Origin of the sequence: Mesorhizobium sp. M0615 (assembly GCF_040320805.1) — a bacterium.
Taxonomy (GTDB): Bacteria; Pseudomonadota; Alphaproteobacteria; order Rhizobiales; family Rhizobiaceae; genus Mesorhizobium.
On record NZ_JAMYQI010000009.1, the window covers coordinates 71,153 to 95,599 of the forward strand.

Genomic DNA, 24,447 nt, shown 5'->3' on the forward strand with positions numbered 1-24,447 from the left:
GTAAGCAGGATCGGACGGCTTTGCCGTCCTGGAAAGGAATTCTGTTTTGCAAAACCGGCGCCGCGAAGCATTTTCATACAGGTGGCCGTTCAACCTATTTTGATGAACCCGCCTGGTGTTGAGATACTTGCCTGGGTGCTCGGTGCCACCGGCAAGGAGAAAGCCAGAACGCCGCACGTCAAGCGTACGGCGTTCCAGCATTTTCCAAGGAAGATCCTGTGCCCCAGCAGCGCCTACTCGGCGGCCAGCGCCAGTGGCGGCCTGTCATTGTCCTGCACCGCCTCATCAGCCGGCTTCCTGCCTTTCTTCGGCTCGCGGCCGAAGAACAGCGCGTAGCCTGCCGGCAGCACCAGGATGGTGAGTACGGTGGCGACGAGGATGCCGCCCATCATGGCGTAGGCGAGCGGTCCCCAGAACACCGCACGCGAGATTGGGATCAGCGCCAGCACCGCCGTCATCGCCGTCAGCACGATTGGCCGGAAACGGCGCACGGCCGAGCCGATGATGGCCTCCGATCGGTCCATCCCCCTGGCGATGTCCTGATCGATCTGGTCGACCAGGATAATCGAGTTGCGCATGATGATGCCGAGCAGCGCGATGACACCGAGGATGGCGACGAAGCCGAACGGCGCGCCGCTGATCAACAGAGCCGCCGCCGCACCGATGATGCCGAGCGGACCGGTGGCGAGCACGAGCATCGCCTTGCCGAAATGCTGCAGCTGGATCATCAGGAGCACGACGATGACGGCCAGCATGATCGGCGCCTTGGCGGCAATCGAGGCCTGGCTTTCGGCGGAATCTTCCGCACCGCCCTGGATCTCGATCTTGTAGCCGGGCGCCAGGCCGGCGCGCATGCCCTGCATGTCATTGTAGAGCTTGGTGACGACGTCGTTCGACTGCACGCCATCCGGCAGCGTGGCGCGCACCGAGATGGTCGGCAGGCGGTCGCGCCGCCATTCGACGCCCTGCTCGAGCACCGGCACCACCTTGGCCACCTGCGACAGCGGCACGAAGCCGCCGAAATCGGTCGGGATATAGACCGAGTCGACCGAGGACAGCAGGCTGCGGCTGGCGTCCGGTTCGCGGGCGACGATGGAAACCGTCTCCTCGCCATCACGGAAGTCATCGAGCGGCGCGCCGGACATCGCTGCCTGCAGCATCTGGCGGATGCGTTGCGAGGTGACGCCAAGAGCACGGGCGCGGTCCTGGTCGATGATCAGCTTCATCGCCGGTACCGGCTCCAGCCAGTCGTCATGGACGGCGCCGAGCAGCGGATTTTCGGCGAATTTCGCCTTCACCTGGTCGGCGATGCGGCGCACCTCCTGGCGGTCCGGACCCATGATGCGCATCTGCACCGGCCAGCCGGTCGGCGGGCCGAGGAACAGACGGTCGACCTTGGAACGGATCGAGGGGAAATCCTGCGCCAGGATTGAGCGCAGCTTGAGGATCAGCCGCTCGCGTGCCGGCTCGTCATTGGCCATCACCAGAAGCTGCGCATAGTTCGGATTGCGCAATTGCTGGTCGAGCGGCAGGAAGAAGCGCGGCGCGCCTTCGCCGATATAGGTGGCGATGAAGCGCTTGTCCTTGTCGTCCATCATCCGGGCTTCCAGCGCCTTGGCCTGCGTCTCGACTTCCTTGATCGAGGTTCCCTCAGGCAACCAGAGATCGACGAGGATTTCCGGCCGCGAGGATTGCGGGAAGAAGTTTTGTGGGATGAACTGGAACGCCCACAGGCTGGTGGCGAAGGTGACCAGCGTCATCACCAGAACGATGATGCGGTGGCGCACCGCCCAGCCGACCGTGGCGCGCAGCCGCCGGTAGAAGCCGGTGTCGAAGGCGTCATGATGGTTGCCGGCATGCTTGCGCTGCTTGAGGATCATGTAGCCCAGCCACGGCGTGAAATAGACGGCGACGAACCACGACACGACGAGCGCGATGCCGACGACATAGAACAGCGTGCGCACATATTCGCCTGCGGTCGAGGCGGCGAAGCCGACCGGGATGAAGCCGGCGATGGTGATCAGCGTGCCGCTCAGCATCGGGAAGGCGGTCGAGGAATAGGCGAAGCTCGCCGCATCGATCTTGACCAGCCCCTCTTCCAGCTTGCGCTCCATCATCTCGACGACGATCATGGCGTCGTCGACCAACAGCCCGAGCGCGATGATCAGGGCGCCGAGCGAAATGCGCTGCAGATCGATGCCGAGCTCGTACATGATGGCGAAGGTGGCGGCCAGCACCAGCGGAATGGCAATGGCGATGACCAGGCCGGAACGCCAGCCGATCGACAGCAGCGAGACAGCAAGCACGATCAGCAGCGCCTCGCCGAGCGCCTCCATGAACTCGTTGACGGCGTCCTTGACAACCTCGGGCTGGTTGGAAATCTGGTCGACCGCAACGCCGTAGGGCAGCGCTTCCTCAAAGCGCTTGTAGGTCGCCTCGACATCCGTGCCGACGTCCCTGACGTTAAAACCCTTGGCCATGACGACGCCGACCTGGACGCTTTCGTGGCCGTTGAAGCGGTACTTGCGCTGATAGGGATCTTCGAGACCGGAACTCACGGTGGCAATATCGCCAAGACGTGTCACCTGACCACCGGCGCGCAGGCGCAATTCCCTGATGTCGGCAGCCCTGGTGACATCGCCCTCGACCGAGATGCGCACCGAGCGCAGGCCGGTGTCGACGGAGCCCGCCGGATCGACATTGTTCTGGCCCTTGATGGCGTTCTGCAGGTCGGTCAGCGTCAGGCCGCGTTCGGCCAGGGCCTTGGACGAGACGTCGATATAAAGCTTCTCCGGCTGGTCGCCGATGATGACGGCCTTCTCGACGCCCGGCGTCGTCAGCAGCATGTCGCGAGCCTGGGTGGCGAATTTCTTCAGCTCCGGATAGCTGTAGCCGTCGCCGCCGATCGAGTGCAGGGTGATGAAGGTGTCGCCGAACTCGTCGTTGAAATAGGGCCCGAGCAGGCCTTGCGGCAGGTCGCCGGAGATGTCGCCAACCTTCTTGCGCACCTGGTAGAAGGCGTCCTTCACCTCCTCTGCATTGGTGTCGCCCTTGATCTGGACGGTGATGATGGCGCTGCCGGCGCGGGTGTAGGAACGGACGAAGTCGAGGTGCGGCGTTTCCTGCAGCTTGCGCTCGATCTTGTTGACGACCTGGTCTTCCATCTCCTGGATCGAGGAGCCCGGCCAGATCGCCTGGACGACCATGACGCGGAAAGTGAAATCGGGGTCTTCCTTCTGGCCCATGCGCATCAGGCCGAGCGCGCCGGCAATGATGATCAGACCGAACAGGAAGCGCGCGATCGAGGGATGGCCGATGGCCCAGCGCGAAAGATTGAAAGGCTGCTTTTCAGTGCTGTCGGTGGTGGTCATCGGCGTCAGTCCAATTCGTTGATCGTGCGCGCATGCGCTTTGCATGCAGCTAGGATATTCCGATGCTGGCTTCCGGGCGGCGAGGCTTTCCGAGCGGAGAGACACTCATCGCGGTGGGACGCGCGGATCGATGCGGGGGAACTCGATCTTGGCGTCTCGACCATCGGGCGCTCGCCGCCCGGAAACCCTGAATTCGCTTGCCCAGCCCTTTCGCCGAAGCGACGATCAAGCCGGCTTCATGCCTGCGGTCAGCGCAGGGCCTTTGCGGCATCGCCTTCCGCAGAGGCGGCCTGGACCGCATCGCCGGCCAGCTTGACTTTGAGATTCTCGGTCATGAACTGGGTGCCGGCGGCAACGACGACATCCCCCGGCTTGAGCCCGTCGGCGACGCTGACGCCGTCGGCGGTGAACTCCGCAACCTTGACCAGGCGCTCGTGCACCGTCTCGCCGGCGCGGTCGACGGTCCAGACAATCTTGCGACCATCCTTTTCCGCAAGCGCGCTGAGCGGGATCGACACCATCTCCTGCTTCTTGGCCACCGAGGCCTCGATGTTGGCGGTCATGCCGAGCAGCACGCGCGGGTCGTCGGGCAGCGAGACGCGGACGGCAAAGGTGCGCGACTGCTGGTCGGCGCTGCCGGCGACTTCACGCACTTTGCCGGAGAGCGCCAGCGCGTCATCGGACCAGAAGCTGGCCTTGACGTCCTTTCCCGGCTTGAAGGCGGCGATGTCCATTTCGGGAACCGCGATCAGCACTTCCTTTTCGCCGTCGACGGCAACGGTCATCACAGGCGTTCCGGCGCCGACCACCTGGCCGACATCGGCCGAGACCGCCGTGACGATGCCGTTCTCGCTCGCCTTGAGATCGGTGTAGACGACCTGGTTCTGCGCCTGGGCAAGGGTAGAGCGGGCGGCATCGCGCGTCGCTACCGCCTGGTTGTAGCTCAGCGTCGCCTGTTCGAGCTGCGACTTGGAGGTGAAGTTCTTGGCAAAAAGCTGTTCGGCGCGCTTGCGGGACAGATCGACCGTCTCGACCTGCCGCTCGGCGGCGTCGAGGCTGGCCTTGGCGCTCTTGACCGACAACTCATAGTCCGTGGGATCGATACGGGCTAGCACATCGCCTGTCGTCACATGCTGGCCGATGTCGACCAGACGCTCAGTGACCTTGCCCGAGATGCGAAAGCCGAGGTTCATTTCGGTACGGGCTCGCACCGAGCCGGAATAGGTGAGTTCGCGACTCTTTTCGGCCTGGCCGATCTCGACCACCTTGACCGGACGGATGATGTCCTGGACCTCGGTCTTCTCCTGGCTGCAGGCGGCGAGCCCGAGCGTGGCGACGATCAGGCCGGCGACCGGCAGCTTGCGGATGATGGAACTGGACAAAGACACTTTCGTACTCCCGACTGGAGATGAACGGTCGACACCGGCGCCCGGCGGGCGGCGGCTATTACTTCAGAGCCTTGATCGCGTAATCGATGAGATCGTCGGGCATCGCCCGATTGGTCTTGGCAAGGCACTGCGCCACCATTTGCGGGTGGCACAGAATGACGGTGGCGGCGCCGAAGCAGCGCGATGCGATGACCGGATCCTGGTCGGCAAACTCGCCGGCCTCGATGCCCTCGCGGATGACCTCGGCAAACAGGTCGTGAATGCTGTCGATATGCTTGTCGATGACGCCCCAGTCGCGCTCGAGCGCGACGATGACCATTTCGTGGACCTTCTGGTCGTCGAGCATGACTTCCAGCGTCATCTTGTACTGCGCATGTACGTAGCGGCGCAGCCGCTCCTCGGCGCTGATCGGCAACCGGGAAATCTCGTAGGCCATGTTGTAGCTGGCGAGGAGCATGCGGCCGCAGACGGCCTGGTGGATTTCGACCTTGGAGGCGAAGAAACGGTAGATATTGGCCGGCGACATGCCGAGTTCGCGGGCGATGTCGGCGACATTGGTCTTGCCGTAACCATAGTGCCGGAACAGGCGTTCGGCACAGTCGAGAATGCGGGTGACATTCTCCTGGCGGGTGGAGTCGGCCATTATGCTGGCGGCTTCGGACATGGCTCTCTGTCGATTTATGAGTGACGAATTTCAACTTTCGTCAGTCGTAAATCGAAAAGAGGGAAGTGTCAATGCGAATTCGACGTACGCGTATAATTTGGTGACAGAGGGTGTGCGCGAACTCGACCTTGCGCGTGCCGTTGCGCTCTGGAACTAAGATCCCTTCGCCATTTCCCGCAGCTGAAACTTCTGGATCTTCCCCGTCGATGTCTTCGGGATCTCGGCAAAAATCACCGCCTTCGGCACCTTGAAGCGGGCGAGCAGCGCGCGGCAGTGTTCGATGATCTCGGCCTCGCTTGCCACCTTGCCGGGCTTCAGCTCGACATAGGCGACCGGCACCTCGCCCCATTTGTCGTCTGCCTTGGCGACGACGCCGCAGGACGCCACGGACGGGTGTTTGTAGAGGGCTTCCTCGACCTCGATCGATGAAATGTTCTCGCCGCCGGAGATGATGATGTCCTTGGAGCGGTCCTTGAGCTGGATGTAGCCGTCGGGATGCATGACGCCGAGGTCGCCGGAGTGGAACCAGCCGCCGGCGAAAGCCTCGTCGGTCGCCTTCCTGTTCTTCAGATAGCCCTTCATGACGATGTTGCCGCGGAACATGACCTCGCCGATGGTCTCGCCGTCGGCCGGCGTCTTCTGCATCGTCTCCGCGTCCATCACCGTCAGGCCTTCGAGTGCGGCATAGCGCACGCCCTGCCTGGCCTTTCTGGCGCTGCGTTCGCCCTTGTCGAGACCGTCCCAGGCGGTGTGCCATTCGTTGACGACCGCCGGGCCATAGGTCTCGGTCAGGCCGTAGAGATGGGTGACGGCAAAGCCGGCATCGGCCATGCCTGACAGCACGGCTTCCGGCGGCGGCGCGGCAGCGGTGTTGAAGGTAACGGTCTGCGGGAAGTGGCGCTTGTCCTCATCGCTGGCGTTGATGAGCACCGACATGACGACCGGCGCACCGCAAAGATGTGTGACGCCGTGGTCGGCGATGGCATCGTAGATCGGCTTCGGCCGCACCCAGCGCAGGCAGACATGGGTGCCGGCCTGGACGGCCATTGTCCATGGGAAGCACCAACCATTGCAGTGGAACATCGGCAGCGTCCACAGATAGACGGCGTGCTTGGCCATGCCGGCATGGATGGTGTTGGTGTAAGCCATCAGGGCAGCGCCGCGATGGTGGTAGACGACGCCCTTCGGATTGCCTGTCGTGCCGGAGGTGTAGTTGAGCGAGATGGCGTCCCATTCGTCGTCGGGCATCGACCAGGCGTAGCCCTGGTCACCGCCGGCGACGAACGCCTCATAGTCGATCGCGCCGATGCGCTCGCCCTTGGGATAGGGTGCATCGGCGGCATAGTCGGGATCGTCATAGTCGATGACCAGCGGCTTGACCTTGGCCAGTGCCAGTGCCTGTTTGACGACAGCAGCGAATTCGCGGTCGACGATGAGCACCTTGGTCTCGGCATGGTCGAGCTGGAACGCGATGACGGCGGCATCGAGCCTTGTGTTGAGCGAATGCAGCACCGCTTTGGCCATCGGCACGCCGAAATGCGCCTCCAGCATGGGGGGCGTGTTGGACAGCATGACGGTCACCGTATCACCCTTGCCGATGCCGCGCTTCGACAGAGCCGAGGCGAGCTTCAGCGAGCGCTGCCAGAAGGTGCGATAGGTGATGCGCTGGCTGCCATGGATGATGGCGACATGATCGGGATAGGTGCTTGCCGCCCGCTCCAGATAGGTGAGCGGCGTCAGCGGCTGATGGTTGGCGGCGTTCTTGCCGAGATCCTGCTCGTAGGGACTGCCCATCCCGTGCTCCCCGAATTTTCATTGTTGAGAACTTCTAACCACAGCTTCCCGCCACGTCACCATCGGCGATTCCCGACCGGGCACATTTGGCGCAATGATCGTCCAGATTCGATGGGCAAAGAGGTATCGTGTACCCACGCCAGTTTGACTTTTGTCGAGAGCCGTGAATAATGTCAGCCGAGGAGACGGCATGGCGATCCGACCGGCAGAACAGCTTATCCACAAGGCCGCATGGCTCTATTATGCCCATGGCCTGCGCCAGGACCAGGTCGCCAGCCAGCTTAACATCTCCCGCGCCTCGGTCGCCATGTATTTGCGCAAGGCGCGCGAGACCGGCATCGTCAACATCTCGACCTCGACGCAGCTGTTCACCGACGACGTGCTTGCGCGCCAGCTCGAGGACGCGCTCAAGCTTGATGCGGTGTGGATCGCGCCGGAGAATGCCTATGTCGTCGACCCTTCGACGGACGTTGCGGTGCTGGCGGCGGGCGTCTTTCTCGAACTGGTCAAGAAGGGCGACCGGATCGGCGTCGCCTGGGGCCGCACCGTCTACACTATCGCCGACGTCATGTCCTATGCCGACCTGCAGGACGTCACCGTTGTGCAGCTCTGCGGCAATCTCGGCGCGCCCTACTCCTACCGTCCCGACCAGTGCACGATGGAGATCGCCCGGCGGCTCAACGCCAAGGGCCTCAATTTCTACGCGCCGCTGGTGCTGACAACGGAATTGCTGGCGCATGGGCTGCGCGCCGAACCGGTGATCCGCGAACAACTGGCCGATATTGCCAACTGCGATCTGGCGCTCTATTCGGTCGGCACCGTCGACGCCGACAGCCATGTCGTCAAATGCGGCGCGCTCAGCCCCGGCGAGATGGGGCTGTTGCGCGAAGCGGGCGCCGCCGGCGTCGTTGCCGGCCAGATCATCGATGCCGCCGGCAAGGCGCTCGACTGCAGCTACAACCGCCGCGTCATCTCGGCCTCGCTGTCGTCACTGCGCCAGATCGAAAAGCGGCTGATGGTGGTGCAGGAAGACAGCAAGTTCGAACCGCTGCTCGCCGCGCTCGCCGGCGGGCTCTGCACGCATCTCGTCGTCGGCGCCAGCATGGCGCGGCGGCTGCTCGACCATGCCGGAGCCAGTGCGGGGGCAAAAAAGGCTTCCTGACCAACGAAATCCCAGCAGCCGGCGCATTGTCATCAAGGCGTCGCGGTACTCCTGTTCACAGCAACATCAAAGACAGCAAAGCGGACATAGCGACATGAAGAACCTTTGGAATGACGACGACGCGGAAAGACTGGTGGCCGACTATGCGAAAAAGGGCGTGGCCCGCGACCTCGCGTTGCGCGTCTACACCACCCGGCTGCTCGGCGGCGAGCCGCGGCTGGTGCTGCATGGCGGCGGCAACACTTCCTGCAAGACCAAGGCCACAGACCTCGTCGGCGACGAATGGGACGTGCTGTGCGTCAAGGGCAGCGGCTGGGACATGGGCGTGATCGAGCCGCAAGGCCTGCCGGCGGTCAAGCTCGGCGCGCTGCTGAAGGCGCGTGCGCTGGCCAGCCTCGCCGACGAGGACATGGTGGCGCTGCAGCGGGCGAACCTCATCGACCCCGCCTCCCCCAATCCATCGGTCGAGACGCTGCTGCACGCCTTCCTGCCGCATAAATTCGTCGACCACACGCATTCGACCGCGATCCTCGCCATCGTCGACCAGGCGGACAGCAAGGCGCTGATCAAGACCGTGTTCGGCGACAAGATGGGGTACGTGCCCTATATCAAGCCCGGCTTCGACCTCGCCAAGGTGGCCGCCGATGTCTACGACGCCGACCCCAGCGTCGAAGGCCTGATCCTCGACAAGCATGGCATCTTCACCTTCGGCGACGATGCGAAGCAGGCCTATGACCGCATGATCCATTATGTGAACGTGGCCGAAGACTATGTGGCGAAGAACGGCAAGCCGAAGCCAGCGAAAGCCGCACTGCCGGCCAAGCTCGCAACGCCGGCAGCGATCGCGCCGATGCTGCGTGGCGCGGTGGCGGTGGCGCGTGGCGAAGGCCGCTTCGACCGCATGATCAGCGATTTCCGCACTTCGGACGCCATCGTCGATTTCATCAACTCAGCCGGCATTGCAGACTATGCCGGACGCGGCGTGTCGACGCCCGATCTGTCGATCCGCATCAAGACCGGACCGATGGCGGTTCCGGCGCCAGACGCCGACAAGATTGGCGACTACAAGGCCGTCATCAAGAGCCATGTCGACGCCTTCGCCAACGACTATCGCGCCTATTTCGAAACCAACGATGCGCTGGACGACGTCCAGCGCACCATGCTCGACCCGATGCCGCGGCTGACGCTGGTGCCGGGCCTCGGCATGTTCGGCCATGGCCGCACGCTGAAGGATGCGAAGATCGCATCTGATGTCGGCGAGATGTGGATCGAGGCGGTGCGCGGCGCCGAGGCCGTCGGCAGCTTCCATCCTCTATCGAAGGCCGACCTCTTCCCGCTGGAGTACTGGTCGCTTGAGCAGGCCAAGCTCGCCTCCAACAAGCCGAAGCCGCTGACCGGCCAGGTGGTGCTGATCACTGGCGGCGCCGGCGCGATCGGTGCTGCGACGGCAAAACTGTTCGCCGCCAATGGCGCGCATGCCGTCGTCGTCGATCTCGATGCGGCCAGGGCGGCCGAGGCGGCAAAGGCAGCCGGCAACAATTCGATCGGCGTCGGCGCCGACATCACCAACCCGGCCGAGCTGCGCGCCGCCTTCGACAAAGCTGTCGCTGTCTATGGCGGCGTCGACATTCTGGTCTCCAACGCCGGTGCCGCCTGGGAAGGCCGCATCGGCGAGCTCGACGATGCCCTGCTGCGCAAGAGTTTCGAGCTCAACTTCTTCGCTCACCAGTCGGCGGCGCAGAACGCGGTGCGCATCATGCTGGAACAGGGCACCGGCGGTGTGTTGTTGTTCAACACCTCCAAGCAGGCGGTCAACCCGGGTCCGAAATTCGGCGCCTATGGTGTGCCGAAGGCGGCGACGCTATTCCTGTCCCGGCAATATGCGCTCGACTACGGCGCGCACGGCATCCGCTCCAATGCGGTCAACGCCGACCGCATCCGCTCCGGCCTGTTGACCGACGCCATGATCGCCAGCCGTTCCGGCGCGCGCGGCGTGTCGGAGAAGGAATACATGTCGGGCAATCTGCTCGGACAGGAGGTGACGGCAGAAGACGTGGCGCAGGCCTTCCTGCACCAAGCATTGGCCGAACGCACCACCGCCGATGTGACGACGGTCGACGGTGGCAACATCGCCGCAGCGCTGCGCTAGACATAGACCTGGAGCGGTTCATCCTTCACCAAACGACGAACCGCTCTCCCACCTGAAGGACTCCAGGCGGAGAACTGCTTTTGCAGGTCGTGCTGAAAAACTGCTCGAACTGGTCAAAATCCACTCCAATCCTTGGCCTATCGCTCGACCACTTTAGGGCGCGCCTTGTGTTTCGCATGCGAGCTCCGACCCTGATCCTTGGTGGAGTTGTCCATGGCTGCGAAGAGACTTCGTGTCGGCTTGCTGTTCGGCGGGCGCTCCGCCGAGCATGAGGTGTCGCTGCTTTCGGCAACCAATGTCATAGCCGCGCTGGACCCGGCGAAATACGACGCCGTTCCCATCTTCGTCACCCGCGAAGGCCAATGGCTGCTGAGCAATTTCAAGGACGGCGCGCTGGCGACACCGTCTGATGGGACGCAGCTTTGCCTGGCGCCGGGCGGGCATGGGCGGATGCTGGCGATCCCCGCCAAGGGTGCGCCGCACGACCTGCCTGCCATCGAATATGGTGTTCCGGTACTGCACGCCTGCATGGCCAGGACGGCGCGGTGGCTGGTGCGAGTCGGGCGGTCATGATGCAGGGGCAGATTCCTAACAGATATTGTTAGACCTTGTTGGACGCATTATAATGTGGGTATGAAAAACGAACCTATGCGCACCCTCACCATATCCCTCACCGCGCAGCAGATAGCTCGCCTGCAAAGCGCTATCGAAGGTGGCGGTTATGCTTCCAACAGCGAGATTGTCCGCGACGCCCTGCGCTTATGGGAGCAGCGCGAGGAATTGCGCACGCTCGAACTCCAGCACTTGAAGCGGGCCTATGCCGACGGGATGGGCAGCGGCAAGCCAGTGGCTGTCGACCCCACCGAGTTCATCGGCAGCCTGAAGGCAGAACGCCGCGCCCGTGGCTAGCTATAGGCTCACACCGCGCGCTTCGCAGGACTTTGCGAGACATCTGGCACACCATCGCCGCCGACAATGAAAAGGCAGCAGACAGACTGTTGATGCGCATTTTCGAAAGACTGGAGCTGGCGGCGCAGCACCCCAAGATGGGCAGCGCACGGCCCGAGTTAAGCGCAACGGCCCGCGTGCTCGTCGAAGGCCGCTATATCATCATCTACGAGCCGCAGCCCGATGGTGTTATCGCTGTGGCGATTGTCCACGGGATGCGCGATCCAGACCATTGGTTGTAGGCCGGCAGGCTTACGATCAATATGAAAAGAGCGGCCCATGCCGCCCTTCGCATCTATCAGATGTCCGATCCTACTTCGCGTTCGGGTTCGGCATCCAGGCCGGCATGGCGACATCGGCATGGGCGAATTGCGGCAGCTTGGCCGACAGGTCCTCCATGTTCTTGATGTCCTTGTCGATCAGGTCCTTCTGGGTGATCAGCGTCGGCGGCACGATGACGTTGTGGCCGGGATCTTCACCGGCGAGCAGCTGCGCCAGCGCGCGCACCGAGACCTGGCCGACGACGGCAGGGTTGGTGGCGGCGGTGGCGGCCCAGGCGCTGTCGGTCTCGCGCATGGCCGCGATGTCCGAGGTAGAGATGTCGGCGGAGTAGATCTTGATCTTCTTGTTCAGCCCCGCCTCGTCGACGGCGATCTTCACACCCTTGGCGAACTCGTCATAGGGCGCGAACATCACATTGATGTCGGGATGCGCCTGCAGCACCGAGCGCGCCTGGTTGGCGACCGAGTTGGCGATCGGGTTGTCGAGCGTGCCGAACATCGCGACTTCCTTGATGCCGGCATGTTTCTTCTTCACGTCGACCCAGGTCTCGTTGCGGCGGTCGAGCGGCGCGATGCCGGCGACATAGACATAGCCGGCGTTCCAGCTCTCGCCATTGTCCTTGACCGCCTGCTCGAGCGCCAGGCGCGCAAGGTCCTTGTCGGACTGTTCGATCTGCGGGATCTTGGGGTTTTCGACATTGACGTCGAAGGCGACGACCTTGATGCCGGCATCGACCGCGCGCTGGGCGGCGTCCTTCATCGATTCCGTCAGGCCGTGCTGGATGATGATGCCCTGCACGCCGAGTGCGATGGCCTGGTCGACCATGTCGGATTGAAGGGCGGCGTCCTGGCGGCTGTCGAGCACGCGCAGATCGATGCCGAGCGCCTTGGACTGGGACTCGACGCCCGAGAGATAGGCCTGGAAGAAATCGCCGGTCGAGAGATAGCGCACCAGCGCGATCTTGACGCCGGGCTTGTCGAACGGCGCCGGCTTGTCGGCGGCAAAGGCCGGGACCTGCATCAGCATTGTTGCGCCGGCCAATCCGAGCGCGACCTTCCCCAAAAGTCGTCTTGTGATGTTCATTTTTTCCTCCGTTTGTTGAACTTGCAAAAATCCTGTTCCGGCCAGAACTATCTCCGCCCCCTGCCCGACAGGGCGAAGGTGAAGACAAGGGCGACGACGAGAACCACGCCCTTGACGAAATCCTGCGTGTAGTAAGGCGCGTTCATCATCGTCAGGCCTTGCAGCAGGATGCCGACGAACAGCGCGCCGATGGCGGTGCCGAAGGCGTTCGGCTTGGCGGCGCCGAGCACCGCGTAGCCGATCAGCGCCGCGGCAACCGCATCGAGCAGCAGATTATTACCCGACGCGATGTCACCGCGTCCAAGCCGTGCGGCCAGCAAAATCCCGCCGATCGAGGCAAAAACTCCTGAAATGACGTAGGCCCAGATTTTGTATGCCTTGACAGGCGCGCCGGCGAGTTCGGCGGCCCGTTCATTGCTGCCCACGGCATACATCATGCGGCCGAAGCGTGTGTATTCGAGGAAGAACCAGATCAGCACGGCGAGCACGATCAGCACGACCACCGAGACCGGAATGAGGTTCGGGATGAAGAAGTCGAAGCGGTGGCGGCCGAGCGCCAGGAAGGCGTCGGAGAATTTGCCGTTGGCGACCGAGCCGTCCGGCATTGTCATACCGGTGGCGATGGAGCGTCCTTCAGTCGGGATGCGCTGGAGGCCGACGAGCAGGAACATCATGCCGAGCGTCGCCAGCAGATCGGGCACGCGCATATAGACGATCAGCCAGCCATTGATGAGGCCGACAAGGGCGCCGATGAGCAGGCAGATGAGGACAGCGACGACAACGTTCTGCTCCAGCACCACCATGACATAGGCAGCCGCCATCATGGCCGATGTGGCAACCGAGCCGATCGAGAGATCGAAGCCGCCGACAACCAGTGTGGCGGTGACGCCCAGCGCCAGCACGCCGGTGATGGCGACCGACTGGAAAATGAAGACGGCACTTTGCGGCGAGACGAACCCGTCGGCGGCGATGGCGAAATACGCGATCAGCCCGAACAGAAGCACGATGAACCCGTAGCGGATAGCGTAATCGCGCAGCGTCATTCAGCGCCCGCCGTCAATACCCAACTCAAACCCGTGCACTCCATTCCAACCCTCAGTTCTTCAATCATCGTGGCTCAGGCCGCACTGTGCAACGGCCCGCCCGCGACTTCGGCCAGCAGACGGTCGAGATCGACATCGGCGTTGCGGTGTTCGCCGACGATGGTCTGCTCGGACATCACCAATATGCGATCGGCCGTCTCCAGTGCCTCGTCGAGTTCGGTGACGAACAGCAGCGTGGCGCGGCCATTGGCGCTTGCCCTCAGCTTGGCGGCGATGTCGCGCCTGGCGGAGATATCGACGCCCTGGAACGGTTCGTCGAGAATGAACAATCGGGCGTCCTGCGCCATCCAGCGGGCCACCATCACCTTCTGCTGGTTGCCGCCCGACAGAGTGGTCATCTCGTCCTTCTCCGAGCGGCAGACGATGCCGAGATCCTCGATCTGCCGGCGGGCAATAGTGCGTTCAAGGCCGCGTTTGAGAACTGAAAAGCGCGACATGCGCTTGTGGAAGGGCAGGCTGATGTTTTCCTGGATGTTGAAGCCGCCGACGATGCCGTTTTCGCCACGGTCCTTGGCGACCAGAAACACGCCGGCGGCGATGGCTTCGCCGGTCGACGCGGGCGCATAGGGCTTGCCATATAAAGTCATCGTACCGGACAGCGGCTTGCGCAAGCCGAACAGCGTCTCGGCGAGCGCGGTCTTGCCGACGCCAACGAGGCCGGTGATGGCAACGACCTCGCCGTCGCCGAGCGTCAGCGAGAATGGCCGGGCACCAGGGGCGATGCGCAAGGCATCGACGGTCAGGATCGGCTTGGCAGAACTCCTGGCTTCGATGCGGTCAAGATGGATCTTGCGGCCGAGCATGGCGTTAACGGCGCCCTCATAGTCGAGAGGCTCGCTGTCGAAGACGCCTGAGATGACGCCATCGCGCATCGAGACGATGCGGTCGGCAAGCCGCCTGATATCCGACATGCGGTGCGAGATGTAGAGGATGGCGACGCCTTGCTCGCGCAGCCGGTCGAGCAGGGCGAACAGCCGGTCCGCCTCGGCGCTGGACAGTGAGGAGGTCGGCTCGTCGAGGATCAGCACTTTCGGCTGGTGCGCCATGGCGCGCGCGATGGCCACCATCTGGCGATCGGCCAGCGACAGATCGCTGATGCGGGCCTTGAGGTCGATGGCGAGCCCCATGCGGTCGGCCACCGCTTTGGCTTCGCGGCGCACCCGGCCGGGGTTGAACAGCAGCGGCGCGCCCTTGCCGCTCAACCTATCCAGCGTCAGATTGGTGGCGACATCGAGATCGGCGACGACGCCGTCATTGATGTTTTGATGCACGGTGACGACGCCTGCGCGGATCGCCTCGGCCGGCGTGTTCGGCGCGAAATCATGACCGGCCAGGTGCATGGTGCCGCCGGCATGGTCGTAGACGCCGCTGATAATTTTCACGAGGGTGGACTTACCGGCGCCATTGGCGCCCATCAGCACGGTGATCTCACCGGCATGCAGTTCGAGCGAGACGCCGCCAAGCACCTCGATATGGCCGAAGGACTTCCTCAGCCCGTCCACGCGGAACACGGCATCATTGCCCATTCGTTTCCTCCCTGACCATGACGCTATGGGCTACGTCATCAATTGTCAACTCGATTGACAATTGCCAGTCAGCTTCCTAGCTTGGCCTCACCGCCATCGCTCCACTATGATTGAGCGAGCAAGCGGGAGGGTGAGGAATGACTGCGAAATTGCCGTTCGAAGCACTGTCGGTGGAGACGCTTGCAACGCGCCTCGGCACGAACGAAGCGCTGTGCGCAAAAATCGGCCCCGATACCGGTGCCTGGAAGGTGCGCGAGGTCGGCGACGGCAATCTCAACCTCGTCTTCATCGTCGAGGGCGTGTCGGGTGCGGCCGTGGTCAAGCAGGCCCTGCCCTATGTTCGCCTCGTCGGCGACAGCTGGCCGTTGCCGCTCAAACGCTCCTTCTTCGAGTATCACGCGCTGACGCGGCAAGAGGCGCGCGCGCCGGGTTCGGTGCCGGCGATCCTCCATTTCGACGAAGCCCAGGCGCTGATCATCATGGAATATCTGGCGCCGCCGCACATCATCCTGCGCCGTGCCCTGATCGGCGGCCGCGAGTTGCCAAATATCGCCCGCGACATCGGCCTGTTCATGGCCCGCACTTTGTTCCGCGGCTCCGATCTCTCCATGCCGACCAAGGACCGCAAGGCCGACCTGGCGCTGTTCGCCGACAATGTCGAGCTCTGCGGCATCACCGAAGACCTGGTGTTTTCCGATCCCTATTTCGACGCCAAGCTGAACCGGCACACCTCGCCGCAGCTCGACGGCCTGGTCGCCGAGCTGCGCGCCGACCGCGACCTCAAGGTCGAGGCGCAGCGGCTGAAGCATATCTTCGCCGCCAACGCCGAGACGCTGCTGCATGGCGACCTGCATTCGGGCTCGATCATGGTCACCGACACCGAGACGCGGATGATCGATCCGGAATTCGCCTTCTACGGTCCGATGGCCTTCGACGTCGGCATGCTGCTCGCCAATTTCTGGATGTCCTACTTCTCGCAGCGCGGCCATGAACAGAAGGGCAAGCGTGACGCCATGCGTGCCTATCTGCTCGGGGTGACCAACGACACCTGGACGGTGTTCCGCGCCGAGTTCTCGCATCTATGGCGCACCGAGCGCACCGGCATGCTTTACCAGAAGAGCCTGTTCGAGGATCAGGGCGACATTCTCGCCTCGGAGCAGGCGCTCGACCATGTGCTGCACCAGATCTGGACCGACCTCTTGGGCTTTGCCGGCATCGAGGTGCACCGGCGCATCCTCGGCCTCGCCCACAATGCCGATTTCGAGACCATCGAGGACGAGGATCTGCGGGCCTCCTGCGAGGCCAAGGCGCTGAAATTCGGCCGTCACATCGCCGTCAACCGGCGCCAGATTCACGGCATGGACGAGGTTAATAATCTGGCCGCTTTGATCGAACGGGAGAGCAGGATTTGAACGTCGGCGAGCGCCACTACCGCACCATCTGGCTGAGCGACGACCAGCGTTCGGTCGAGATCATCGACCAGCGCTGGCTGCCGCACGAGTTCCGGGTCGAGACGATCGGGAGCGTTGCCGGCATCGCCACCGCGATCCGTGACATGTGGGTTCGTGGCGCGCCGCTGATCGGCGTCACCGCGGCCTACGGCGTCGCCATCCAGATGGCGGACGATCCGTCTGACGAAGCGCTCGACGCGGTCTGGGAGACACTGCACAAGACGCGGCCGACTGCGATCAATCTACGCTGGGCGCTGGACGAGATGCGGCGGTTCCTAAGGCCGATCGTATTGGGACAGCGCGCGGAGGCGGCCTATAAGCGCGCTGCCGAAATCGCCGACGAGGATGTCGATCTCAATCGCGCCATCGGCGAGAACGGGCTTGCCATCATCAAGGAGATCGCGGCACGCAAGAAGCCGGGCGAGCCGGTCAACATCCTCACCCACTGCAACGCCGGTTGGCTGGCGACGGTCGATTACGGCACCGCCACGTCGCCGATCTATCTCGCCGTCGAGGCCGGCATTCCGGTCCATGTCTATGTCGACGAGACGCGCCCGCGCAACCAGGGCGCCCAGCTGACCGCCTGGGAGATGGCCGGCCACGGCGTGCCGCACACGCTGATCGTCGACAATGCCGGCGGCCATCTGATGCAGCGTGGCGCGGTCGACATGGTGATCGTGGGCACCGACCGCACCACGGCCAATGGCGACGTCTGCAACAAGATCGGCACCTATCTCAAGGCGCTCGCCGCCTCCGATAATGAGGTGCCCTTCTACGTCGCTCTGCCCTCGCCGACCATCGACTGGACGGTGGGTGATGGCCTCACCGAAATCCCGATCGAGGAACGCTCCGGTGACGAGGTGTCGCTGGTCTGGGGCAAGACGGCGGACGGCAAGATCGCGCAGGTTCGGGTTTCGCCCGAAGCGACGCCGGCGGCCAATCCGGCGTTCGATGTGACGCCGGCACGGCTGGTGACGGGGCTGATCACCGAGCGCGGTGTGGCCAAGGCTTCGCGCGAAGGCTTGAAGGCGATGTTCCCCGAACGCGGATAATCTCCCCCCTTGAGGGGGAGATGTCGCCAAAGGCGACAGAGGGGGTCGGCGCGTCCTGACGCGACCTCCCAGCACCGACAGATGATGCTAGCGCTCCAGTCGAACCGACCCCCTCTGGCCTGCCGGCCATCTCCCCCTCAATGGGGGAGATTAGCGCCTCACCGGCTGGCTACCGGATTTCAGCCCTGCAACAAGAATTGCGGCCTCGATGGCCGCTGACGGTTGCGGTTCTGGCGAAATCCGGCCAGAAGCATCTAGGCCGGCAATCGGCCGGCCCGCGACGTTGCGCTTGAAACCAGATACGGGAGACTATTGGGTGGCTCGCATAACACTGAGACAATTGCTCGACCACGCCGCCGAGTACGGCTACGGCGTACCCGCTTTCAACATGAACAATATGGAACAGGGCCTCGCCATCATGGAGGCGGCCGAGGAGACCAAGTCGCCGGTCATCCTGCAGGCAAGCCGCGGCGCCCGCGCCTACGCCAATGATGTGGTGCTGGCCAAGCTGATCGACGCGCTGGTCGAAATCCACCCCGACATTCCGGTCTGCATGCATCTCGACCACGGCAACAACGAAGCCACCTGCGTCACCGCCATCCAGTACGGCTTCACCTCTGTCATGATGGACGGCTCGCTGAAAGAGGACGGCAAGACGCCGGCCGACTATGCCTACAATTCCGGCATCACCCGGCGCGTCGTCGACATGGCGCATTGGGGCGGCGTGTCGGTGGAAGGCGAGATCGGTGTGCTCGGTTCGCTTGAGAGCGGCGGCGGCGAGCAGGAAGACGGCCACGGCGTCGAAGGCGCCATCAGCCACGACCAGCTCTTGACCGACCCAGTGCAGGCGGTCGAATTCGTCAAGGACACCCATGTCGATGCGCTGGCTGTCGCCATGGGCACCAGCCACGGCGCCTACAAATTCTCGCGGAAGCCGGATGGCGCGGTGCTGGCGATGAATGTCATCGAGGAAATCCACCGCCGCCTGCCCAACATGCATCTGGTCATGCACGGCTCGTCCTCGGTGCCCGAGGACCTGCAGGAGATCATCAACAAATATGGCGGCCAGATGAAGCCGACCTGGGGCGTGCCGGTGGAAGAGATCCAGCGCGGCATCAAGCACGGCGTGCGCAAGATCAACATCGACACCGACAACCGCATGGCGCTGACCGGCGCCATCCGCAAGGTGCTGACCGAAAACCCGAGCGAGTTCGATCCGCGCAAATATCTGACGCCGGCGATGGCGGCGATGCGCAAGCTGTGCAAGCAGCGCTTCGAGCAGTTCGGCACCGCCGGCAATGCCCAGAAGATCAAGCCGCTGCCGGTAGCTGAGATGGCCAAGCGGTACAAGTCGGGCAGCCTTGATCCGAAGTTTGGGTGAAGTCCCTGGCGCCTCTTCCTTCTCCCCTTGTGGGGAAGAAAGAAGAGCTATTGACATAAAAAAGGCCGGGCGCGAAAGCGGCCCGGCCAAAAGAAGGTCAAGAACCTTCAGAGGGGAACACCGCTCGGTGGAATGGGAGGAAACCGCCGAACGATAATTCCTATATGCGCGTATTCGCGGCAGATGGCGACGAACGGCTTTCTAAAACAACGCGAGATTCGGAAATTTCGATCTCGTTTTGAAAGATTTCAGCCGGTGAGGCGCCGGTTCCAGGAGATCGGCGTAGTGCCGGCGCGCCACGTCGGGATGCGAGCGCAGGCGGCTCTTCAGCACATTGGTGCCGACATTGCGAAACAGCGGATTGTCGGGATCGCTGGCCGGGCCCCGCGCCTCGGCCGCCAGTTCCTCGGGCAGGTCGAGCAGCGGAATCGTGGCGTCGAGCCGGGCGCTGAAGAAGAACGGGACCGAGACGCGCTCGACGCCGGCCGGCGGTGTCACCACACGGTGGACTGTCGCCCGGAGATAGCCGTTCGACGCCAGTTCGAGCAGTTCGCCGATGTTGACCACCAGCGTGTCGGGCAGCGGATCGACGTCGACCCAGGCACCGTCATATTCGACCTGCAGCCCCTTGCTCTCGTCCTGCAACAGAAGCGTCAGGAAACCGCCATCCTTGTGCGCGCCGACGCCCTGGTTGTCGCCGGTGGCGTCGCGGCCGGGGTAGCGCACGATCTTCATGCGATGGTTGGGCTCGGCCCGGTAGACGGGATCGAAGGCGTCCTCGGCCTGATCGAGCGACAAAGCGAAGGCCCGGAGCAGCCGGATCGCCACCGCCGTCGCCTTGGCCTGCCATGCGAGTAGCGCCGGCTTCAGCTCGGGCAGCGTGGCCGGCCACTGGTTGGGCCCTTGCAGCCGCGTCCAGGCGGGCACGCCGGGGCCTTGTTCGATGGCCGGGCGTTCGACGCCGATGTCGAGCTGTTCGCGCCAGTCGGCCTTGCCTTTGGTCAGCTCGCCGCCGGCGCGCGTATAGCCGCGGAACTGCGAGGACTTCACCATTTCGATCGCCAGTTTGTCGGCTTCCGGCAAGGCAAAGAACCGGCGCGAGGCGTCGAGCACTTCTGCGGTATCCGCAGCCGATATGCCGTGGCCGGTCAAATAGAAGAAGCCGACATCGCGCGCGGCCGTGCGCAGGTCGAAGAGAAACGTTCGCCGCTCGGAAGCGCCCTGTTCGAGACGGCCGAGATCAAGCACGGGTACGATCCTGGGCATGGTCAAGCTCCTTGTTCCGCTGTCACGGTGGCACGCAGGCCGGTCCGATCAAAGCAACGCGCAATCCAATCTCGGCGCCGATAGAGAAAGCCGGCGCTGCGTTTGGCAGCCTGCCGGCAAATAACGTTCGTGGCGCTCATCCGCGCCGGTCCAGCCTGGCGACCAGCCGGTCACCGACCCACTGGATGCCGCAAACGAGGATGATCAGCACAATGACCACGGCGACCATGACGCTGGTCTCAAAACGCTGGTAGCCATAGCGGATGGCGAGGTCGCCAAGCCCGCCGGCACCGATGGCGCCGGCCATGGCCGAGGCACCGATCAGCGTTACCAGCGTCACCGTGAAACCGGCGACGATGCCGGGCAATGCTTCGGGCACCAGCACCTCGCGGATGATGGTCCAGCGGTTGCCGCCCATGGCGCGCGCCGCCTCGATCAGGCCGCGATCGACCTCGCGCAGCGACACTTCGGCGATGCGGGCATAGTAAGGCGTCGCCGCAATCGACAACGGCACGATCGCCGCCCAGGTGCCGATCGAGGTGCCGACGATCAGCCGCGTCACCGGGATCAGCGCCACCAGAAGGATGATGAAAGGCACCGAGCGGAAGCCGTTGATGACGGCGCCGAGCGCGCGGTTCACCCACAGGCTTTCGGCAATGCCGCCGCGCTCGGTGGCAATCAATGCCAGGCCGAGCGGCAGCCCGAAGACGAGCGAGATGAGGCCCGATGCCGCCGTCATCAGGACCGTCTCCCAGATCGAACGCAGCAGAAGTTCAAACAGAACCGGCGACATGGCCAAGCACCTCCACCCGCGCGTCGCGGGCCTTCAGGAATGCGATTACTTTCGACAGATGTTTCGGATCATTGCCCGCGACCGCAAGGAACAGCGTGCCGACCGGCTGCTGCTGGACATGGTCGATGCCACCATGGACGAGGCGGAACCGCCCCGGCACCGCCACCGCAAGATCGGACAGCAGCGGACCGCGCGCGGCCTCACCTGCGACGTCGACCCTGAGGATGAGCTCGGCGCCGCCTCCGGGAGCAAGCCGGCCGGCAATCTCGGCCGGCAGTTGCGGGCGGATGCCGCCGAGCAGGCTCCTGGTGATTTCGGAACGCGGCTCGGCAAAGACCGACCACACTGGGCCTTGTTCGACGATGCGGCCGGCATCGATCACCGCGACGCGGTCGGCGATCGAGCGGATCACCTCCATCTCGTGGGTGATGAGCAGGATGGTGAGGCCGAGCTGCCGGTTGATGTCTTTCAGCAAGGCCAGGATGGAGCGCGTCGTCTCCGGATCGAGCGCTGAGGTCGCCTCGTCGGACAGCAGCAGCGCCGGCCGCGCGGCCAGCGCCCTGGCGATGCCGACGCGCTGCTTCTGGCCGCCCGACAGCGAGGACGGATAGGCCTTCGCCTTCTCCGACAGGCCGACGAGGTCGAGCAATTCGGCGGCGCGCGCCAGCCGTTCGGCCTTTGGGCGGCCCTCGATCTTCAGCGGCAGCGCGACATTGTCCTCCACGGTCTTGGCCGACAGCAGATTGAAGTGCTGGAAGATCATGCCGATGCGACGCCGCAGCGGCTGCAATTCACGCTCGCCGAGCCGGCCGATCTCGCGGCCCTCGATGAAGACGTCGCCGGAGTCCGGCCGCTCCAGCCCGTTGAGGCAGCGGATCAGCGTCGACTTGCCGGCGCCGCTGCGGCCGATGATGCCGAGGATCTCGCCCTTGCGCACCGTCAGCGAGACGCCGTCGAGCGCAGGCGTCGCGCCGAAGCGGCGCTTGAGGTCGACCAGGCGTACGACATCTTCCTGCCCGGCCGATATATTGACCGGACCGGATGCTTCGGCCGTGACGTGCTGGTTCATCTCACTGTCCGTTTCAACGCTCGACAAATGCGACAGCGGCCCGCTCAACAGCGGGCCGCCTGCTCCTGACAACCAGGCGCCAATCAATAGGCGCTGATCCCGGTGCCCTTGTAGACCTTGTCGAACTCGGCCTTGACCGCCTCGTTCTGGTAGGACGCGACCAGCGTCTTCACCCACGCCTCGTTCTCGTTGCCGGATTTCACGGCGATGAAGTTGCGGTAGGGGTTGTCGGCCACCGGCTCCTGGGCGATGCGGTTGTCCGGGCCGAGACCGCTCTTCAGCGCCCAGTCGGTGTTGACGACAGCCGCGTCGAGATCCTCGACCGAGCGGCCGACAATGCCGGCGTCCAGTTCCTTGATGACGACCTTCTTAGGGTTCTCGGCAATGTCGGCGGTGGTCGCCAGGATGCCGGTGCCGTCCTTCAGCTTGATCACGCCTTCGTTCTGCAGAACGCGCAACGCGCGGCCCTCATTCGAGGGGTCGTTCGGCAAGCCGATGACGGCGCCTTCGGGCAGGTCGGCAACCTTGGTGTATTTCTTGGAGTAGAGGCCGATCGGCCAGACGCCGGTGTAGCCGACGCGCACGATGTGGTACCCTTGGGTCTTGATCTGGTTGTCGAGATAGGGCTGGTGCTGGAAGGCGTTGGCGTCGATCTCGCCGCGCTCGAGCGCCTCGTTGGGCTGGGTGTAGTCGTTGAACACCACGGTCTCGACGGTCAGGCCTTTTTCGGCGGCCTGGGCGACGACGACGCGCCAGACATCCTCATCCTCGCCGCTGATGATGCCGACCTTGATAGACTTCTTGTCCTCGGCGAAGGACGGCGTCGGCTGAGCCAGACCGGCAAGCGTGACGGCCGAGGCAAAAAGTGCCGCAAGGGCAGCTCGCCGGCTGATGGCTGAAAAAAGAAGAGAGCTGGAAGCGTTTCCGCGTTCGGACATTGTCGATCCCTCGTAATCCTGAAGTCATTGCGGCGAGGTGGAATACCAAGCCTTGACGACATCATCGGCAATGCTGCTTGCCGGATCAAAGAACCGCATTTCTTCTCAAACACGAAGCCGGGAATATTCTCTCAAAGATTTCGCAATTGCGAGAACAGTAACGCCGGACCGGTCAGAATGTCTCGACAAAGGGCCGCAGCTCGACCTCGAAGCTCCAGGCGCTGCGATGCTGGCGATGGGTCGCGAGATAGGTCTGCGCGATCGCATCGGGCGACAGCTGGCTGTCCGGTCGCTCGGGCTTCGTCCCGACCGGCTCGATCTGGCCGTCGATAATGAAATGGGCGACATGGATGTTCTTCGGGAAGAGTTCGCGCGCCATCGACTGAGCCAGACCGCGCAGGCCGAATTTCGGCATGGCAAAGCCGGCGGAGTTGGGAAAGCCCTTGATGCTGGCGGAAGCGCCGGTGAAAAGAATCGAACCGGAGCCGCGCGCAAGCAGCCGCCGCGCCGCTTGCTGGCCGACCAGGAAGCCGCCATAGGCGCCGACAAGCAAGGCTTGTTTGACCGCATCGGGATCGACCTCGGCGATCGGGCCGCGCGTGCGGCCGCTGGCATTGAAGACGGCAAGGGCCAGCGGGCCTTGCTTGTCGGCGGCGTCAAACAGGCCGGCGACGGAGGCCGGATCGGCGACGTCGGTTTCGACGGCCAGCGCGCCGGTTTCCCCGACCAGCGCCGCGAGTTTGGCCGTGTTGCGGGCGGCCAGCACCACACGATAGCCTTCCGTGGTGAGAAGGCGTGCCAAAGAGGCGCTCAGGCCCGCACCCGCGCCGGCGATCACTGCGACTTCGGATGCCATGTCGTTTCTCCTTGGCGATGACCTGTTCGTCTCATAGCTGGCGTCTTGAGCGGCGAGACGCAAGAACGGCGTTGCTCGATTTTCGCTGTTCGGTGAAAAACTCTGCCGGCAGGTTCGGAGCAATCGACCGCGGCCAGGGTCTTGCCTGGCGAGACAATCCGTCCGACAGGT

19 protein-coding genes and 1 pseudogene are annotated in these 24,447 nt (G+C 63.8%); 8 read left to right on the forward strand and 12 right to left on the reverse strand.

Translation table 11 applies throughout. The features are described from left to right. Positions 1–233 precede the first annotated feature (233 nt). The 4 genes from NKI46_RS17320 to NKI46_RS17335 form a co-directional block, all read right to left on the reverse strand. On the reverse strand, positions 234–3,371 hold the full coding sequence (locus tag NKI46_RS17320; RefSeq protein ID WP_023729265.1) for an efflux RND transporter permease subunit: 3,138 nt from the start codon (positions 3,369–3,371) through the stop codon (positions 234–236). A gap of 248 nt (positions 3,372–3,619) precedes the next feature. Then, positions 3,620–4,759, reverse strand: coding sequence for an efflux RND transporter periplasmic adaptor subunit (locus NKI46_RS17325; RefSeq protein ID WP_031243088.1), 1,140 nt, complete (start codon positions 4,757–4,759; stop codon positions 3,620–3,622). A 58-nt stretch (positions 4,760–4,817) separates the two neighbouring features. Then, a complete protein-coding gene (locus NKI46_RS17330; RefSeq protein ID WP_023668564.1) occupies positions 4,818–5,423 on the reverse strand; it encodes a TetR/AcrR family transcriptional regulator in 606 nt (201 codons plus the stop codon). A gap of 153 nt (positions 5,424–5,576) precedes the next feature. Beyond that, positions 5,577–7,217 carry an acyl-CoA synthetase gene (locus tag NKI46_RS17335; RefSeq protein ID WP_023684444.1) on the reverse strand — a complete coding sequence of 547 codons (1,641 nt, stop codon included), beginning with the start codon at positions 7,215–7,217 and terminating at the stop codon, positions 5,577–5,579. A 190-nt stretch (positions 7,218–7,407) separates the two neighbouring features. Between NKI46_RS17335 and NKI46_RS17340 the strand changes: the two genes are divergently transcribed. The 5 genes and pseudogenes from NKI46_RS17340 (at position 7,408) to NKI46_RS17360 (ending at position 11,718) form a co-directional block, all read left to right on the forward strand. Further along, positions 7,408–8,379, forward strand: coding sequence for a sugar-binding transcriptional regulator (locus tag NKI46_RS17340; protein WP_023696641.1), 972 nt, complete (start codon positions 7,408–7,410; stop codon positions 8,377–8,379). A 94-nt stretch (positions 8,380–8,473) separates the two neighbouring features. Beyond that, positions 8,474–10,528 (forward strand): bifunctional aldolase/short-chain dehydrogenase, encoded by a 2,055-nt coding sequence (locus tag NKI46_RS17345; protein ID WP_352747121.1) that lies wholly within the window; start codon positions 8,474–8,476, stop codon positions 10,526–10,528. 213 nt (positions 10,529–10,741) lie between these two features. Continuing rightward, positions 10,742–11,088, forward strand: a pseudogene (locus NKI46_RS17350) (D-alanine--D-alanine ligase A); the annotation flags it as partial. An 88-nt stretch (positions 11,089–11,176) separates the two neighbouring features. Next, positions 11,177–11,437 carry a ribbon-helix-helix domain-containing protein gene (locus NKI46_RS17355; protein ID WP_023692171.1) on the forward strand — a complete coding sequence of 87 codons (261 nt, stop codon included), beginning with the start codon at positions 11,177–11,179 and terminating at the stop codon, positions 11,435–11,437. Between the two features lie 32 nt (positions 11,438–11,469). Next, positions 11,470–11,718, forward strand: coding sequence for a type II toxin-antitoxin system RelE/ParE family toxin (locus NKI46_RS17360; protein ID WP_023684448.1), 249 nt, complete (start codon positions 11,470–11,472; stop codon positions 11,716–11,718). A 70-nt stretch (positions 11,719–11,788) separates the two neighbouring features. Here NKI46_RS17360 and NKI46_RS17365 read toward each other — a convergent pair whose 3' ends face one another. From NKI46_RS17365 to NKI46_RS17375, 3 genes are all read right to left on the reverse strand, one after another. Further along, complete coding sequence (locus NKI46_RS17365; protein WP_023692173.1) at positions 11,789–12,841, reverse strand: substrate-binding domain-containing protein; 1,053 nt, start codon at positions 12,839–12,841, stop codon at positions 11,789–11,791. 47 nt (positions 12,842–12,888) lie between these two features. Next, positions 12,889–13,884 carry an ABC transporter permease gene (locus tag NKI46_RS17370; RefSeq protein WP_023668572.1) on the reverse strand — a complete coding sequence of 332 codons (996 nt, stop codon included), beginning with the start codon at positions 13,882–13,884 and terminating at the stop codon, positions 12,889–12,891. A 74-nt stretch (positions 13,885–13,958) separates the two neighbouring features. Next, positions 13,959–15,470 (reverse strand): sugar ABC transporter ATP-binding protein, encoded by a 1,512-nt coding sequence (locus tag NKI46_RS17375; protein ID WP_023735628.1) that lies wholly within the window; start codon positions 15,468–15,470, stop codon positions 13,959–13,961. 137 nt (positions 15,471–15,607) lie between these two features. Between NKI46_RS17375 and mtnK the strand changes: the two genes are divergently transcribed. From mtnK to fba, 3 genes are all read left to right on the forward strand, one after another. Further along, positions 15,608–16,882, forward strand: a complete 1,275-nt coding sequence (gene mtnK / locus NKI46_RS17380; protein ID WP_352747125.1) for an S-methyl-5-thioribose kinase — start codon at positions 15,608–15,610, stop codon at positions 16,880–16,882. Further along, positions 16,879–17,973: an S-methyl-5-thioribose-1-phosphate isomerase gene (gene mtnA, locus NKI46_RS17385; RefSeq protein ID WP_023668575.1), complete on the forward strand. Its 1,095-nt coding sequence runs from the start codon at positions 16,879–16,881 to the stop codon at positions 17,971–17,973. Before mtnK ends, mtnA begins: the two co-directional genes overlap by 4 nt. A 316-nt stretch (positions 17,974–18,289) precedes the next feature. Next, positions 18,290–19,354, forward strand: a complete 1,065-nt coding sequence (gene fba, locus NKI46_RS17390; protein WP_352625580.1) for a class II fructose-bisphosphate aldolase — start codon at positions 18,290–18,292, stop codon at positions 19,352–19,354. Between the two features lie 201 nt (positions 19,355–19,555). Here the strand turns inward: fba and NKI46_RS17395 are convergent, their stop codons facing one another. From NKI46_RS17395 to NKI46_RS17415, 5 genes are all read right to left on the reverse strand, one after another. Further along, entirely contained in the window at positions 19,556–20,620 is a 1,065-nt protein-coding gene (locus NKI46_RS17395) for an isopenicillin N synthase family dioxygenase (protein WP_352747128.1), read from the reverse strand. A gap of 136 nt (positions 20,621–20,756) precedes the next feature. Next, on the reverse strand, positions 20,757–21,413 hold the full coding sequence (locus NKI46_RS17400; RefSeq protein ID WP_023668578.1) for a methionine ABC transporter permease: 657 nt from the start codon (positions 21,411–21,413) through the stop codon (positions 20,757–20,759). Further along, positions 21,394–22,482, reverse strand: coding sequence for a methionine ABC transporter ATP-binding protein (locus NKI46_RS17405; RefSeq protein WP_023687042.1), 1,089 nt, complete (start codon positions 22,480–22,482; stop codon positions 21,394–21,396). The genes NKI46_RS17400 and NKI46_RS17405 overlap by 20 nt, the downstream gene beginning before the upstream one ends. 83 nt (positions 22,483–22,565) lie before the next feature. Further along, on the reverse strand, positions 22,566–23,420 hold the full coding sequence (locus tag NKI46_RS17410) for a MetQ/NlpA family lipoprotein (RefSeq protein ID WP_023668580.1): 855 nt from the start codon (positions 23,418–23,420) through the stop codon (positions 22,566–22,568). Between the two features lie 172 nt (positions 23,421–23,592). Beyond that, the gene (locus tag NKI46_RS17415; protein WP_023668581.1) at positions 23,593–24,276 is read right to left on the reverse strand and encodes an SDR family NAD(P)-dependent oxidoreductase; all 684 of its coding nucleotides are present in this window, start codon (positions 24,274–24,276) and stop codon (positions 23,593–23,595) included. Positions 24,277–24,447 lie beyond the last annotated feature (171 nt).